Annotated in this window: 10 protein-coding genes; 5 read left to right on the top strand and 5 right to left on the bottom strand. The window is 43.8% G+C overall.

Annotation, left to right across the window (positions count from 1 at the left end):
- Window positions 1-80: 80 nt before the first annotated feature.
- The 3 genes from pta to MF4642_RS02455 all read right to left on the bottom strand — a co-directional run bounded on the left by pta (window position 81) and on the right by MF4642_RS02455 (window position 5,238).
- Complete coding sequence (gene pta / locus MF4642_RS02465) at window positions 81-2,222, bottom strand: phosphate acetyltransferase (protein WP_058868917.1); 2,142 nt, start codon at window positions 2,220-2,222, stop codon at window positions 81-83.
- 55 nt (window positions 2,223-2,277) lie between these two features.
- Window positions 2,278-3,495 carry an acetate/propionate family kinase gene (locus MF4642_RS02460; RefSeq protein WP_078425193.1) on the bottom strand — a complete coding sequence of 406 codons (1,218 nt, stop codon included), beginning with the start codon at window positions 3,493-3,495 and terminating at the stop codon, window positions 2,278-2,280.
- 477 nt (window positions 3,496-3,972) lie between these two features.
- Window positions 3,973-5,238 (bottom strand): glutamate-5-semialdehyde dehydrogenase, encoded by a 1,266-nt coding sequence (locus MF4642_RS02455; protein WP_078425192.1) that lies wholly within the window; start codon window positions 5,236-5,238, stop codon window positions 3,973-3,975.
- Between the two features lie 306 nt (window positions 5,239-5,544).
- On the opposite strand from MF4642_RS02455, the gene MF4642_RS02450 reads away from it, so the two are divergent.
- Window positions 5,545-6,876, top strand: a complete 1,332-nt coding sequence (locus MF4642_RS02450; RefSeq protein WP_078425191.1) for an alpha/beta fold hydrolase — start codon at window positions 5,545-5,547, stop codon at window positions 6,874-6,876.
- A gap of 58 nt (window positions 6,877-6,934) precedes the next feature.
- On the opposite strand, the gene MF4642_RS02445 is transcribed toward MF4642_RS02450, so the two are convergent.
- Window positions 6,935-7,810, bottom strand: coding sequence for a class I SAM-dependent methyltransferase (locus tag MF4642_RS02445; RefSeq protein ID WP_078425190.1), 876 nt, complete (start codon window positions 7,808-7,810; stop codon window positions 6,935-6,937).
- Window positions 7,811-7,968: 158 nt separating this feature from the next.
- Window positions 7,969-8,985 (bottom strand): beta-N-acetylhexosaminidase, encoded by a 1,017-nt coding sequence (gene nagZ, locus MF4642_RS02440; RefSeq protein WP_078425189.1) that lies wholly within the window; start codon window positions 8,983-8,985, stop codon window positions 7,969-7,971.
- Between the two features lie 241 nt (window positions 8,986-9,226).
- On the opposite strand from nagZ, the gene MF4642_RS02435 reads away from it, so the two are divergent.
- The 4 genes from MF4642_RS02435 to MF4642_RS02420 all read left to right on the top strand — a co-directional run bounded on the left by MF4642_RS02435 (window position 9,227) and on the right by MF4642_RS02420 (window position 16,433).
- Complete coding sequence (locus MF4642_RS02435; RefSeq protein ID WP_078425188.1) at window positions 9,227-11,422, top strand: carboxy terminal-processing peptidase; 2,196 nt, start codon at window positions 9,227-9,229, stop codon at window positions 11,420-11,422.
- A gap of 265 nt (window positions 11,423-11,687) precedes the next feature.
- On the top strand, window positions 11,688-13,766 hold the full coding sequence (locus MF4642_RS02430) for an EAL domain-containing protein (protein ID WP_078425187.1): 2,079 nt from the start codon (window positions 11,688-11,690) through the stop codon (window positions 13,764-13,766).
- A 168-nt stretch (window positions 13,767-13,934) separates the two neighbouring features.
- Window positions 13,935-15,524: a peptide chain release factor 3 gene (locus tag MF4642_RS02425; protein ID WP_058868925.1), complete on the top strand. Its 1,590-nt coding sequence runs from the start codon at window positions 13,935-13,937 to the stop codon at window positions 15,522-15,524.
- A 90-nt stretch (window positions 15,525-15,614) separates the two neighbouring features.
- Window positions 15,615-16,433 (top strand): hypothetical protein, encoded by an 819-nt coding sequence (locus MF4642_RS02420; RefSeq protein WP_078425186.1) that lies wholly within the window; start codon window positions 15,615-15,617, stop codon window positions 16,431-16,433.
- Window positions 16,434-16,443 lie beyond the last annotated feature (10 nt).

Below are 16,443 nucleotides of genomic sequence, written 5' to 3'. Positions count from 1 at the left end.
TTTGGTCATATTGTTGAGCGCTATAAAATAAAAAACCATCCAACTGCTCAGTTGGATGGTTTGGATCACATCAAGTTACTTTAAGCTGTTGCTTGCTGTTCTGCTTGAATTGCAGTGAGTGCAATCGTAAACACGATGTCATCCACCAAAGCACCACGAGACAAGTCATTTACAGGTTTGTTCAAACCTTGCAACATTGGGCCGACGCTTACGACATTGGCAGAGCGTTGCACGGCTTTATAGGTCGTATTGCCTGTGTTTAAGTCAGGGAAGATAAACACATTGGCACGACCTGCAACTTTAGAATCAGGTGCTTTCGAGCGTCCGACACTTTCAACCGATGCTGCATCGTACTGAAGTGGGCCATCAATCAATAGATCAGGACGGCGTTCTTTCGCTATACGTGTTGCCTCAGCGACTTTTTCAACTTCAGCTCCAGCACCAGAGGTACCCGTAGAGTATGAAATCATTGCAATACGTGGGTCTAAGCCGAAGGCCTTTGCTGAATCAGCCGATTGAATCGCAATTTCAGCGAGCTCTTCGGCATTTGGGTCTGGGTTAATCGCACAGTCGCCATACACATAGACTTCATCGGGTAACAGCATAAAGAACACGGAAGAGACCAGTGAGTACTCAGGCGCTGTTTTAATCAGTTGGAAGGCTGGGCGTACAGTATTGGCTGTGGTGTGTATTGCACCTGAAACCAAACCGTCGACTTGATCGAGCGCCAACATCATGGTACCCAGAACGACTGTGTCTTGCAGCTGTTCACGCGCTTGCAGCTCATTCAGTTTACCTTTACGCAGTTCCACCATTTTTTCGACATAGTTTTCACGAATCAAATCTGGATCGATAATTTCTAAATCATGTGGAAGCTCAATACCACGTGCTTTAGCCACTTCTACTACAGCTTCAGGTTTTGCCAATAAGATACAGTGTGCAATGCCACGAGATTGGCAAATAGCTGCTGCTTGAACTGTACGTGGCTCATCGCCTTCAGGGAGGACAATGCGTTTCTTCGCAGCAATCGACTTTTGGACCAATTCATGACGGAAAGCCGAAGGCGAGAGGCGAGGTTGGTACGAGCCATTTAACATTGCTGTTAGCCATTCTTCATTGATATGGCTCGACACAAAACGAGTGACTTGTTCAGCACGTTCCGTATCATCGACTGGGATTTCATTGCTGAGATTGGCTAAGCTCTGCGCCGTGTCGAACGTGCTGAGCGCTGTATGTAAAATTGGTAAGCCTTGCTTAATCGCTGTTTGGCAGAATGCAAGCACTTGCTCGTTTGGCGTATGGTGTTCAGTCAGTACCAAACCTGCCAATGGAATACCGTTACTGCTGGCTAAGCTGGATGCCAAAAGCACATCGATACGATCTGATGCACTAATGATTAGCTCGCCTGCGACAAATTTATGCAGTTCATGTTCAATGTTCGATGCAATCAAACTGCTATGTAACACACGACGTTGGTTAGCATCGCCTTGATTGATCCATTCCGCCTGAATGTGTGAAGCCAAGTCCGACATACGCGGTACGCTGAGCGTGTTACTAAACGGAACCAAGCCAATCACAGGGAGTTTATCTGAACCGAGTTTTGGATGGGTCTTTTGGAGCTCAATAATAAATTTATTGGTATCGCTGATTAAACGCAGACTTGGGTCAAACGTCACTGGAATGTGTGCTGAGTCATCGGGCAAGCCTTTGGTGCGCATCAATAACACGCCCGCAGTTCGCTCTGAGCTGGCACCGCCAAAGTAGCGTAGCTGGCTATCGACTTTTTCAGCCGTCGCACTTGGTTTATTAATGTCTGCATTACTGACAATAATGACTTTGGCATCGAGTGCTTGCGCAAGTTGTGCATTTAGTTCAGAAGCAAAAGAATCTCGGCTATTCGGGACTAAGCCTTCAACAATAATCAGGTCATGCTTACGCGCAATAGCACGGTGCAAACGAACCGCATCTTCAAGCAACTCATCATTTTCACCTGCACTGAGTTGTTGCAAAATGGTGTGATAACTAATCGGTTCAACGGTTTCATTTTTTGAAACATGGTGATAGAGCGCTGTGGTACGGTCTGCACCCGTGCTCAGTTCTTGAGAAAAAGGTTTTAAAAATCCAGCTTTAACACCTTGGCATTCAAGCGCATAAACCAAACCCAGACAAGCGGATGTTAAGCCGACGCCTTCCCCAGTGGGCACAAGTAAAATCGTTTTCATATATTTATTCGTCATACAAGAATTTAAAACAGACTTGAGGGAATGTAACGACCGCTTAAGCGATCGCTACATTGTCTTCAGACTTTTTTGCAGCAGTTTGAATCACCTCATTGGCCACGGATGCAGTTTCTTTGGCAATACGGCCTTCTTCATCGGTCGGTACAACCCAAATTTGCGGGCCTGTACCTGTATCAATACGACCTTCGGTACCACGTTTTAAACTGTCATTGGCTTCTTTACTCAAGTTAAAACCAAAGTGCGGTAGGAAAGCGACTGTTTTTTCACGAATATATGCGGAGTTCTCACCAATACCACCCGTGAAGAACAAGCCATCAAGACGTGGTAGACCACAGCTCAACGCAGCCAATGATTTTGCGAGGCGGTAGCAGAACACTTCAATAGCTAAAGTCGCATCTTCATTGCCTTGTTCTGAGGCTTCAATCAAAGTGCGCATGTCATTTGATAGATCAGACAGGCCGAGTAAGCCCGATTGGCTATTCAACATTTTATCAATTTTATAAATGTCCCAGCCTAGGTTATTGGCAAGGAAACTATGTAAGCTTGGATCGACATCACCACTGCGTGTACCCATTACGACACCTTCAAGTGGAGTTAAGCCCATTGAGGTATCGACACTTTGTCCATTCCAAATCGCACAAGTAGAGCTACCATTACCCAAGTGTGCAGTTAACCAGCCTCCTTGTTTGAAGCTACCAGCCAGTTCTGAACCGCGTTCAGACACATAAGCATGGCTTGTACCGTGGAAGCCATAGCGACGGACATTGTGTTCAGTGTATAAAAATTTTGGCACAGCATAGCGGTAAGCATGTGCAGGCATGGTTTGGTGGAATGCTGTATCAAATACCGCCACTTGTGGTAGTTCTGGGAATAAACGCATCGTGGCGTCAATCCCAACCAAGTGTGCAGGGTTGTGTAATGGAGCAAGTGGTGTTGCTGCACGAATGCATTCGACAATTTCTTCTGTTAAAAGCTCAGCTTTGGTCAATGTACCGCCGTGTACTACGCGGTGACCAATGGCTTGAGGGTTATAATGTGAAAGGCGTTCTAAGATGGTTTCCAATGCTTTTTCATGATCGGCATGTGGAATAGACAATTCAAGGGGTTGACCACCCGCAGTAATGCCTTTGATACGAGCGTCAGCAGAACCTAAGTTCTCAGCTAAACCGAAAATACGATCTTCACGACGTTCAGAAACGAGCGCATATTTGATTGATGAAGATCCGCAGTTAATTACTAATACTGATGTAGACACGTTTTAATACCTGATTCTAATTGAATTATCCGTCCTAGAACTGATCTTCATGCAGTACGTTCTTATGCAATCTTGATCATTTTTTATGTTGTATCATGTGTATATTTTTAGTCCAAGATAGACTTTAGGTGATTAGACTTAAGCACTATCGACCGTCTGATGAATAATAATTAAAATTTATCGGCTCATGATTTTCATTTATTCATGAAATGATGCTGAATTATTCATCAGCTTCAACGCTATAAAAATAACATGCTATCTGCTGAAAAGAGCTGAATATATTGTGGCGTTCCTGTTTATTTTTGATATGTCGTTTTAGATCCAGACATAATCACATGCACAATCAACGTGACCATCAAAAAAAGCATGATTTCCTCTAGATTTTAAGGATTCGCAGAGGCAGAGAATGTTTAGATATAAAAATGCTCAGCCCTCTTAAGAGGGCTGAGCATCATGCTTTAAAATGTGTCGGATGAGTTATTGGCGAATTTGACCATCGCCAAACACAATCCACTTTTGTGAAGTCAGGCCTTCTAAGCCGACTGGGCCACGGGCATGGATTTTATCCGTTGAGATGCCAATTTCTGCACCTAAGCCATATTCGAAACCATCGGCAAAACGGGTTGACGCATTGATCATGACAGAACTCGAATCCACAGCGGCTAAGAACTCACGAGCTAGAGAGTAGTTTTCTGTAATGATTGAATCGGTATGGTGTGAGCCGTATTTATTGATATGCTCAATCGCTTCTTCCATACCAGACACCACTTTCACTGCTAAAATTGGACCGAGGTATTCCGTGTACCAATCTTCTTCTGTCGCCGTTTTGACAGCAGCACCTAAAATGCGCTGAGTTTCAGCACAGCCGCGTAACTCCACTTGTTTTTCAGTGTAGAGCTCAGCGACACGCGGTAAAAACTCATCTGCAACTTTTTCATCGACCAGCAAAGTTTCCATTGCATTACACACGCCGTAACGGTGAGTTTTTGCATTGAGCGCAATCGGTAGGGCTTTTTGTAGGTCAGCTTGCGCTTCAACATAAACGTGACAGTTCCCATCCAAGTGTTTAATCACAGGGACACGGGCTTCATTGCTGATACGTTCAATCAGGCCTTTGCCTCCACGTGGAACAATCACATCGACAAATTCAGTGAGTGTAATCAGTTGCCCCACGGCTGCGCGGTCTGCGGTGTTAATGACTTGAACCGCATGTTCAGGTAAACCCGCTAGTTTTAAACCGCGTTGGATGGCTTCAGCAATGGCTTTATTGGATTCGAGCGCTTCAGAACCACCACGTAAAATAATGGCATTACCTGATTTCAGTGCTAAAGACGCGGCTTCTAAGGTCACATTTGGGCGAGACTCGTAAATCATGCCAACTACGCCTAAAGGAACGCGCATCTTACCGAGCTGGATTCCTGACGGACGATAGGCCATATCGGTGATTTCACCGACAGGATCTTTGAGACTAATTACATCTTTTAAGCCTTGCAACATGCCTTTAAAGCGTGCGGGAGACAGTTCTAAGCGATCAAGTAAAGCACTGTCTAAGTTGTTGCTGTGCGCTTTGTTCATATCTGCTTGGTTTGCCGCTAAAATAGTGGGCTCACTGTTGACTAAAGCAGTATAAATAGCTGACAACGCATTGTTTTTAGTTTCGGTAGAGGCACGCGCCAAAATACGAGAAGCTTGACGTGCTTGCTGTCCTACCGTTTGCATATATTGTTCAATCGACTCTTGCATAGCGGGTTGATCACTTAGAAATTTCACAGAAGATAGTAACAGCCTAACACTCGACCGCATAGTCTCTACATGAAAAATCCAGCGTATAGGGGGACTTATACATATTTTGAAATTGTTTTTTATCTAAAACATGATGAGCGGTTACACAATCTGTTGCGTGTAAAACAGTGCTCTGTATAGAATGAATTTTAGGACATGAAGTCCTTGCATAATTATTACAACACTGAACACCCTGTTGCCGTTGACAGGCGTGGTCGTGCATTTCTTGCAAAACAAAAAGTATAGGCAAGAGTAGAGGGAAGGAACATGAATTCTATGATTCAAAGGGATGCCGAGCTGGATGACGCGAATTTACGCTTAGGTTTTTTTGATGTTTACCATCGTAACAGCTTTAAAGAACCTGCACGAACCACATGGGTTGAGGGCTGGAAAGTCGAATACATGGCGATTGCTCGGCCAGAGTCATTCCATCGCACGCCTATCGTGATTATCGGTGGGGCATTTCAAAACTTTAATTCCTACAAATACTGTGTTGAGCAACTGCTCGATGCTGGTCCGATTGTCCTGATTGATCTGCCTTCAATGGGTGCCAATCAACAAATTCGTAATATCGATACGGGCTTGTCTGCAGGAACATTAGAACTGGGTGATCTCGCGAAAATGCTCGGTGTTTGGTTAAACATTGAAGGATTAGACAAAGTTTCAGTGATGGGCATGTCACTGGGCTCAGTGGTGGCGTCTTGTCTGGCCGATCAACGACCAGAGCTGATTGACCGTATGATTTTAATGGGTGTGATGCAAAAGACCCGTAAAAGCTGGCGGATGTTGCTGGAGGAATCGTTACATTTAATGCGTGAACAACGCATGGATGAGTTTGGTCAGGCCGTGATTTTGTATTTGGTCAATCATGCCAAAATGGATAAAACCAAAATGTCACCCACAGCCAAGCGTTTGTTCTTCAGACAGATGGCGGAGTTTACCGCAACAGAACAAGAGCGCTATGAAATCAACTGCAATCGTTTGCTTCGCCTCACCGATGTGCCGATTCCACAGTGCAAAGTCTTGGTGGCCTGTGGCCAATATGACAGTTTTACCTTGCCACATGAAAATGCCAACTTTGCGTTGCAATGTCCTGACATGGAATATGCGCAAATTGCCAATGCAGACCATGTGCCACAGCTACAACGTCGTAAAGAAACTATGCACCTGTTTGCGACGTTTTTGAAGGATGAATCCATTCAGCACTTAGACGGGATTATCGCCTTTAGTCGAGCGCAAATGCTGGATATGGAGCGCCGTGGTGAAGAGCGGGTCCAGATTCAACACCCTGAAACCTTTTTAAGCTATCGCCATTCGGATTTGGTGATTGCGACAGAAGTGGTGGATTTGAACTACTTTGGGGTACTTTTACGCTTTGAGTCAGATTTAACTGCTATAGCGGCTAAATATCCGCGTGATTTGGCTTTGCACTTGAGCGATGAAGAAGGCGCGTTTCAGATTGAATGTTTAATTTTTGCGGAAGATGGACCGTATATTCGTGCCTTATTTAAACATGGCAGTTTTGAACTCGCGGAGCGACTGCTTCGCTTTGTGGGGTGTCAGAAACAAGAACAGACGTTGCTCGAAGCCGTGAGTTAAGTGAAAGTCAAAAATAAAAAAACAGCGTGTCATCGCTGTTTTTTTATGGGGACTAAGTTTATTGCTCGGGTTGATTGGGCTTTTGCCATTGGCTATGTATCAACCAGACCAAGTCGCCTAAGTGATCCTGCTGATCTAAGTTTGAAGTGTCAGACTGAGTGCTATTGAAAGCTAAAGTGGGTTGGTGAACGGTAACAGTGTGGAAGCCTACTTGTTTGAAAAACTGAGCCGCTTCAGGCGGACTGACAAAGTGAAAGCCAAAGGCGCTACGAGACATCCATTTTAAAAGCTTGCTACTGCTCCAGATAAAATTAGCCAGCTTATTTTTCACAGGTTCAGGGTAGAGGTCAGTCAGATAATATAACTGATCAAACTGCTGTCCGTATTGGACAATGCCTTGTAACAGTTGAGCGAGCATGTTTTTGCTAAAGTAGTTGATCAGACCTTCACTCACCACCACCAAAGGGCGGTTTGGGTCAAACACCTCAAAGGCACGGGCAAAATCTGCGCTAAATAAGTCGGCGGAGAGAACCGTTGGACTGGTCTGATCGATCTGTTTTAAGGCCTGAGTTTTCATTTGTGCCATGTCTGGTAAGTCGAGTTCACGATAGTCAATCTCAGGATACTGTTGGCGAAAGCTCCAGCCGCGTGGGGACAGACCACTGGCAATTTCTAAAACTTGTAAGTTTGGGTACTGTTGGATCAGCGCGCTGAGGTGGTCATCAATCATTTGATGACGCTGTTTTAAGGTCGTGCGCATGCTGCCACCGACGTGTTTTTCGGCCCAACTTTCGAGTGGATGCACCAGTTTGGCCAGTAACTTCCCTTTGCGGGTGGCAAATACAGGATGTGAGATGCCCATGCTATACCAAATATAGCCTGTATAGTGCGCAGTAAAAGAGATGTGGCGATGAGCCGATAAAGCATCTGTCATGGTATCCGTACCCGATATTTTGTTATTTTAGCGTTGTTGTTTGGGCAATGCAGAGCAAGCCTGTTGATTTATTTTGAGTTTATCATAATGAAAAAAGGACATCTTGTGATGTCCCTTTGTCCGAAATGTCGCGGTTGAAATGGTCAAAGATGAAGTGCTTAACTTAATCTAAATAGTTCCACTTGGTCGCGTACTTTGGCCCAATCTTCACCTAAATGCAGCGTCGATTGAACATTGACGTTTGGAATCTGACCACGCATGCGTTCTAAGCGAGTTTGGTTTGGCAGAGCCAGTTGGTTAATCCCCTCCAAAGCCACGCATGCAGCTGCTCGGTCATTACACACCAGTCCCATGTCACAGCCTGCATGGAGTGCGGCTTGAATGCGTGCATCTGCACCGCCTGCAACACATGCGGCTTGCATGCTTAAGTCATCTGAGAATAAAACACCATCAAAGCCCAGTTGTTGACGTAGAACGGTTTGAATCCAATACGGTGAAAAACCTGCTGGGTTTGGATCGACTTGGTTATAAATTACATGGGCAGGCATGAGTGCATCCAACTGTGGCATCAGTTTGATAAAGGTCTGCATATCTTTGGCATAAATTTCATCATATGTGCGTGAGTCGATGGCTGCTGCGACATGCGAGTCTGCTTTGACTGAACCATGGCCGGGGAAATGTTTGCCTGTCGATGCCATGCCTGCGGCTTTCATCCCTTTTAGGAACGCACTGGCCAGCGGTACGATGTCTTGAATATTTTTAGCAAAGCCACGGTCACCAATCACATCACTGATGTCATTTAAATCGAGTACAGGGGCAAAGCTAAAGTCGATACCGACTGCAAGCACTTCTGTCGCCATCAACCAGCCAGATTGTTCTGCCAAGCTTAAGGCTTTTTCAGGTTCGCTTAAGAATAGCTCGCCAAACTTACCCATTGCAGGAAGTAGGCTAAAGCCCTGTTTTAAGCGTTGAACGCGTCCACCTTCTTGATCGACAGCAATCAAAATATCAGGACGAATTCGGCGCATGTGGTCGGTGAGGGCGCGAACTTGTGCAGGAGATTCAATATTTCGTCCAAATAAAATCATGCCACCGACTTGCGGTGCTTGTAATAGTGCAATATCTTCTTGAGTAAGTTCTGTGCCTGCGATGTCGAGCATCAATGCGCCAATCATATTGGGTGTCCGTATTTGATTTTTTGGTCAGTGACTGTTTTGGCTCTGAAAGGTGAGCGAAACAGGTCGTCGAAAACAATACCCGAATTTTGCAATGATTTGCTACATTTTGTCAGCACAGATTATGATAAAACTACACGACATAAACAGATTAAGTTGTTTAAGATTTTGAATATTCTCAATTCATGTCGAAAAATGACATTGTAATTTTGGTCAAAAACCAAGGAACTAAGAATTATTTATGAAACTTCAAACCATTGCTTGTGCGGTTGCAATTGCAACGGGTGGATTCTTTTTCACCCATGCCATTAATGAAGCCATTGCAGCGACTGAAACTACCGCTGTAACCAAACAAGCTATTGTTCCGTCGCAGGAGCAGGCTTTGGTGTCTCGTCAACTGGCGACCTTGGTTGACCGTCAACATTATCTCAATCAACGTTTAGATGCGAAAACATCGGCACGTATTCTCGATTTCTATCTGGACAGTTTAGATCCAGACCATTCGTTGTTTCTTGCCTCTGAAGTAGAGAGTTATAAGCGTAAATATGGCTCAAACTTAGGTGCGGCTTTAAAAGCAGGTGACTTAAGTGGGCCGTATGCGATTCATGCACAGTATCGAGATCGTTTGACCCAGTTTTATACCTATATGTTGGATGAGCTGAAAAAGCCGCAGAATTTAAAACAAGCCAACGTTTATATCGAAACGGATCGTGAAAAGGCACCGTATTTTGCCAATGAAGCGGCGCAGCGTCAGCATTGGAACAAAATGCTGGTTTCGCAGCTGATTAATTTGACCATCAGTAAAGAAGAAGAGTTAGCGAAGCAAAAAGCGCTTAAAGCCAACCCAGAATTGGCCAATGGACAAGATCTCACTAGCTCGGAAGATTTAACCCCAGTACAAACCTTAACCAAGCGTTATATGCGCCAGTTAGAACGTATTTCACGGGTGAAAAGTGATGATGTGTTAGACAAAACACTCAATGCGATGACGCTGACATATGATCCGCACAGTAACTATTTCCCACCTGTCGATGCAATGGAGTTGAATCGCCAGACGACTTTGCAACTTGAAGGGATTGGGGTGTCGATTCGACCTGAACGGGGCAATGAAGACTACACCAAAATCGAAACCATTGTAGAAGGTGGTCCTGCGAGCAAGTCTGGACAGGTGAAGTCGGGTGACCGCATTATTGGTGTGGCGCAAGATGGCGAAAAAATGGTGGATGTGATCGGTTGGCCGAGCAATGAAATTGTGGGCTTAATCCGTGGTAAACGCGGTACCAAAGTTACCATACGCTTACTCGGTTCAGGTGCACCGATGAGCCAAGCGCGTAATGTGACCATTACCCGTGACGTCATTCAAGAAGAAGATGCTGGGGTACGTTCACGTACTGTGAATGTGACGCGCGATGGGCAACAATACACCTTTGGTGTGATTGAGATTCCGTCTTTCTATTTGAACTATCGTGCACGTCGTGCGGGCACGGAATATCGTTCTGTATCTGAAGATACCAACAATGCGCTGAAAACTTTAGCGGCCAAAAATGTATCAGGGATTATTATCGACTTACGTAATAACCCAGGGGGCTCACTTGAAGAAGTGGCTCGTATGCTTGGGCAGGTGATTAAGTCAGGTCCTGTGGTGCAAATTCGAGATGGTAACGGCAATGTGAGCGTTTTCGAAGACGATGACAATGGTGCACAGACCTATGCAGGTCCACTGGCAGTGATGGTGAATTTAGCATCTGCGTCTGCAAGCGAAATTTATTCTGCTGCGATTCAAGACTATGAACGTGGCATTGTGATTGGTAGCACCACCACAGGGAAAGGAACGGCACAAGTTCAGCTTGACAACTTGGCGCATGGTCAAGCGACACTAACGCAACGTAAGTTTTACCGTGTAACGGGTGGCAGTACGCAAAACAAAGGCGTAATTCCAGACGTGAAGCTGGTAGATATTTACAATGAAGAGTTTGGTGAGCGTAAAGCGAAAAATGCGCTTGAGTGGGACACCATTCCAACCGCACCGTTTAAACGTGAAGGCAGTATTGCACCGTATGTAAAACGTTTAGGTGAGCTGTCGCAAGCACGCGTTAAAGTCGATCCACAGTTTAACTATCTTGAACAGCGTAAAGACATCTCGAAAAAGACCGAAGATCAAAAACGTGTGGTTTTAGATATTGATCAACGTAAAGCTGAATTGTTGGCACTGGAAAAACAGACTTTAGATTCGGAAAACAAGCGCCGTCAGATTGCAGGACAAAAGCCTTATGCAAACTGGGAAAGCTATCAAGCTTCTATGGAAGCTTTGGTTGAAGCACGCGCTAAAATGAAAGCGAATCAGCGTCCTGCATTGCCTGAAGAGGAAGCATTTGTGACTGAATCTGCACATGTCTTGTTAGATTATGCCAAGTTGCAAAAAGGCACTGCAAAATAGTTTAATCTTTGAGCAGACATATTAAAAAGCCAGTTTAGACTGGCTTTTTATTTAAATTGTGATTTAAAACACAAATGCAGGTTTGGCGGGTTGCCAAACCGATCTTCAAGGTAAAATAAATCTATAAATTCTAATAAGATTTCTATGTTTTTTTCTTGACCTGAACCTATTTGTATAAGATTCTTAATCGGGTAGCAATGCTTTTCGCCTTTGATAAAAAGGATATATAAATGAAGAAAAAGAGCAATTAATACGGACACTTTATATGATGCATGTGCATTACGATTTTAGTTTGGTATTAGGTTCAATAGTTGTGGCATTGTTGGCGTGTTTTTTTGCAGTGTCGACCGAACGCTTATTATTTCGTGCTTGGCGTAAAAAATTTCAAACAGGTTTAATTTTACTCAGTAGTTTTTTCTTAGGCTGTGCCATTTGGGCCATGCATTTTGTGGGCATGTTGGCTTGTGATTTGCCGACGCATAGTTATTTTGACCCTGCGTTGACGATTCTTTCTTTTTTTATTGCCTTTATTGCATCTGTTTTTTCAATTTGGTTGACCACGCGTCAGACCTTACCTTTCTTAAGATTGGTCTTGGGGTCGGTATTGATGGGGCTTGGTATTTCAGGCATGCATTATACCGGTATGATAGGGCTGATTATTGAGGGCTATCAGAGTGCTTATGATCCCTTGCTGACAGTGTTCTCTATCTTGATTGCGATTAGTGGGTCGGGTTTAACCTTTTGGCTGATTTTTAAATATAAAAGTGCGGTCAGCAAGAAACTGTTGTACCAATGGTGTGTCGCATCGATGATGGCCTTGACCATCGTGAGTATGCATTATACCGGTATGCTTGCAGTCTCGTTCTATCCAACCCATAGTGATAAACTGGTCATGACCCTTGAAGCAGGTCAAAGCATCGTTTTATTTGTTGTTATCTTTATTACCTGTTTGATTTTGGTGGCAGCATTTGTTGTTGCGGTGCTGGAACAACGTTTAGAAGAGCGCAATATTCAACTTTCTCTGGCCAATAAAGAGTTGGCAAATCAGGCGGTGCAGGACAATTTAACCAAGCTGCCCAATCGATTGTATTTGGCAGAATACGCCCATTTCTTGTTTACAGATCACCGCTTCCGCAATGAAAGCATCGCCTTTTTGTATATCGATTTAGACCGCTTTAAAGCCGTGAATGATGTCTTTGGGCACCATGTTGGGGATCAATTATTGGTTCAACTGACCACACGAATTTATCGCCACTTAAGTAAAAATGAAAAAATTCTCAGAATTGGTGGGGACGAGTTTCTAATGGTGCTGGAGCAGGCCACTCCAGAGCAAGCGTGCCAAATGGCGGAGCACGTGCTGGAGTTGATTCAAGATAGCTTTTTGATTGCGGGTAAAGAAATCAATGTGTCTGCGAGTATTGGTATTGCGATGTATCCTGAGCATGGTAGTAATTTGCAAGATCTATTGATTAATGCCGATGCAGCGATGCTGACCTCAAAATATCAGGGAAGAAATACCTATTCTATTTTTAACTACAGTTTTGACCAACAAGAAGCGAAAAGCCAAACTAAGCTAATCAATGACTTATATAAAGCCGTAGAAGAACAACAGTTTGTTTTGTATTACCAGCCTAAATTTACCATCCAAGATCAACGGATTTGTGGGGTCGAGGCATTGATTCGCTGGAAACATCCGACTTTAGGTTTGTTGACGCCCAATATGTTTATTAAAGGTGCGGAGAAAACAGGGTTGATTATCCAAATGGGGTATTGGGCTCTGGAGCAAGCCTGTAAACAACTGCAAATCTGGGAGCGAGAGAAAATTGAACTCTATCCAATTGCCGTGAATTTATCGGCGGTGCAGTTTGAGCATAAGCATTTATTTAATAATCTTGAGCATCTTTTTGATAAATATAAAGTCAATCCAAATCATTTAATTATTGAAATCACTGAAAGTACCGCCATGCACCATATCGAAGCTAGCATTCGTACCTTACAGCGTTTACGTGAAATGGGGATTCGTTTGGCGATTGATGACTTTGGGACAGGACATTCTAGCTTTTTATATTTAAAAAACCTACCTGTAGATGAGTTGAAGATTGATCGCGGTTTTATTCATGAGCTGACTGTTGGCTCAAAAGATGAAATGATCTTAGAAAGTATTGTTCATCTAGCGATTCGCTTAGGCTTAGTCGTGACGGCAGAAGGTGTAGAAAGTCCTTTGCAAATGGAAATTTTATCGCGGTTAGGCTGTCAGCAATTACAAGGCTATTTGTTGGGTATGCCTATGGATGTTAAGCGCTTAGAAGAGTTTGAGTACACATCGTCAACTTATTTCAATTAAGCCGTTGATTGAAACGCTTTGGCGTGAGGTGCTTTCTCGCTTCGCTCGATAAAAGACAATAGAAGCTCAAGCGGTATTCGGATACAATTAGCCCAATTTAGAATTTCTTTTATAGGACTTTGTGGTCGTATCGACCATGAGGGCTATGATCAATTGCAGATTTAATTTATGTTTAAAAATGAATTAGCCGCGCAAGTTGCGCAGCGTCGCACCTTTGCGATTATTTCCCACCCCGATGCTGGTAAGACCACCATGACAGAAAAATTGCTGTTGTGGGGACAGGCCATTCAGATTGCAGGTATGGTGAAAAGCCGTAAATCGGACCGTGCAGCCACTTCGGACTGGATGGAAATGGAAAAAGAACGTGGTATTTCGATCACCACCTCTGTCATGCAGTTTCCATTTAAAGACAAGATGATCAACCTACTCGATACGCCGGGACATGAAGACTTCTCTGAAGATACGTATCGTACCTTAACGGCGGTCGATTCAGCTTTGATGGTGATCGATGGTGCAAAAGGTGTCGAAGATCGTACTGTGAAACTGATGGAAGTGTGTCGTATGCGTGACACACCGATCATTTCGTTTGTGAACAAAATGGACCGTGAAATCCGTGAGCCTTTAGAGCTGTTGGATGAAATTGAAAACGTTCTCAAAATCAAATGTGTGCCGATCACTTGGCCGCTTGGTACAGGTCGTGACTTCGCTGGGGTGTTTAACCTGATCGAAGAAAAGTTTTATGTGTATAAAGCAGGTTTTGGTTCAACCATTACCGAAATCGAAGTCCGTGATGGTTATGACTATCCAGACTTACGTGAAAAAGTCGGTGAGCTGGCTTGGGCGGCATTTGAAGAGTCTCTAGAGTTGGTGCAAATGGCCAATGAGCCTTTAGACCGCATAGAGTTCCTTGCGGGTCGTCAAACGCCTGTATTGTTTGGTACAGCATTAGGTAACTTTGGTGTAGACCATGTGTTAGATGCATTTAGCAACTATGCGCCTGAACCTAAAGCACACCCAACAGAAAATCGTTTGGTTGAAGCAACTGAAGAAGGTTTTACTGGCTTTGTCTTTAAAATTCAAGCCAATATGGACCCGAAACACCGTGACCGTATTGCCTTTATGCGTATTTGTTCAGGCAAATATGAAAAAGGTTTGAAAATGAAGCATGTGCGTCTAGATAAAGATGTGCGTATTAGTGATGCTTTGACTTTCTTAGCCGGTGATCGCCAGCATCTAGAAGAAGCATGGCCGGGCGACATTATTGGTTTACATAACCACGGTACGATTCAAATTGGTGATACCTTCACCTCAGGTGAAAAATTGCAATTTACGGGTATTCCGCACTTCGCCCCTGAAATGTTCCGCCGTGTACGTTTGAAAGATCCATTGAAATCGAAGCAGTTACAAAAAGGCTTAAAAGAACTTTCAGAAGAAGGTGCAACACAGGTCTTCATGCCGCAAAATAGCAATGACTTGATTGTCGGTGCGGTAGGTGTGCTTCAGTTTGAAGTGGTGGCATACCGTTTGAAAGAAGAATACAAAGTCGACTGCGTCTACGAGCCTGTGAGTATTAACACTGTGCGCTGGGTGTCATGTGATGATGACAAAAAATTCAATGAATTTAAGAAAAAAGCACATGATCAACTATCGGTAGATGGTGGTGGTCACTTGACCTATTTGGCACCGAGTCGTGTGAACTTACAATTGATGCAAGAGCGCTATCCAGACATCGTGTTCCGTAATACCCGTGAACACTAATCGGGATTTTAAAAAATAAAACAGCTTCTTCGTGAAGCTGTTTTATTATGCAAGATACTTTATTTTAATCATGAATTTCATGGAAGACGCATGTTGCAGAAACAGGCTATTTATACAATATTGGTGAGTTTGACTGTCTTATTGACAGCATGTGACTCCTCTAAAAAATCTGAAACAGACGCAGATGCCAAAAGCTCGACATTTAAAACAGAGCAGGCTGAAGTGTTACCGTATTTGAATATTCAGCAACAAGCTGCTGATATTGCACAGCCATTTTGTGAAACCAAGAATTGTATTGAGTTGGATCTGCAAAGCTTAACAACGGCAGATCCGTGGTTAAACCAATGGATTGCCAAAAGTCAGGCTCGCGTGATTCAAGATCAAATTGGCTTAAAACAAGACATGAGCTTACAGCAAGCCATTAATGCCTATGTGAAAAAGTCGGATACATGGCAAGCCGAATTCAAGGGTAACAAGGCTTATAGCTTGGCAATGTATACGCGTATACCGTATCAGCGCAATCAGTTTGTGCTCATGCAAATTGGGGTTGATACCAATCAAGAGAATGTAAATGTTAAGGAACGTTATTATTTCTTTGTTGCGGATCGTAAAAACCAAAAAGCGGTGGCATTATTAGATTTAATTCACCCGAAACAGCAACTGGCGATGAATGTGTTGGTGCAAAATGCATATCAAGACTGGCTGAAGAAACAAGAACCTGAAGTGAGAAAATCTGCACCAGCGAAGTTGTACTGGGGGCAAGCAGATTGGTTTTTTGACCAAGAGGGCATCGGTTTACATTATCGGACTCATGAGATTGTAAAAGATGGCACTCAGCTTGATATTTATTTGACGAAAGCACAAACTCAACAGATATTAAAAGCCGATGTCTATACCCAGTTGTTTTAGTGCATTGGCC

It is taken from the genome of Acinetobacter sp. MF4642 (assembly GCF_002018925.1).
Classification (GTDB): Bacteria; Pseudomonadota; Gammaproteobacteria; order Pseudomonadales; family Moraxellaceae; genus Acinetobacter; species Acinetobacter johnsonii.
Note: the sequence above shows the minus strand (reverse complement) of the source record. Positions and strands in the feature narration are given on the sequence as shown.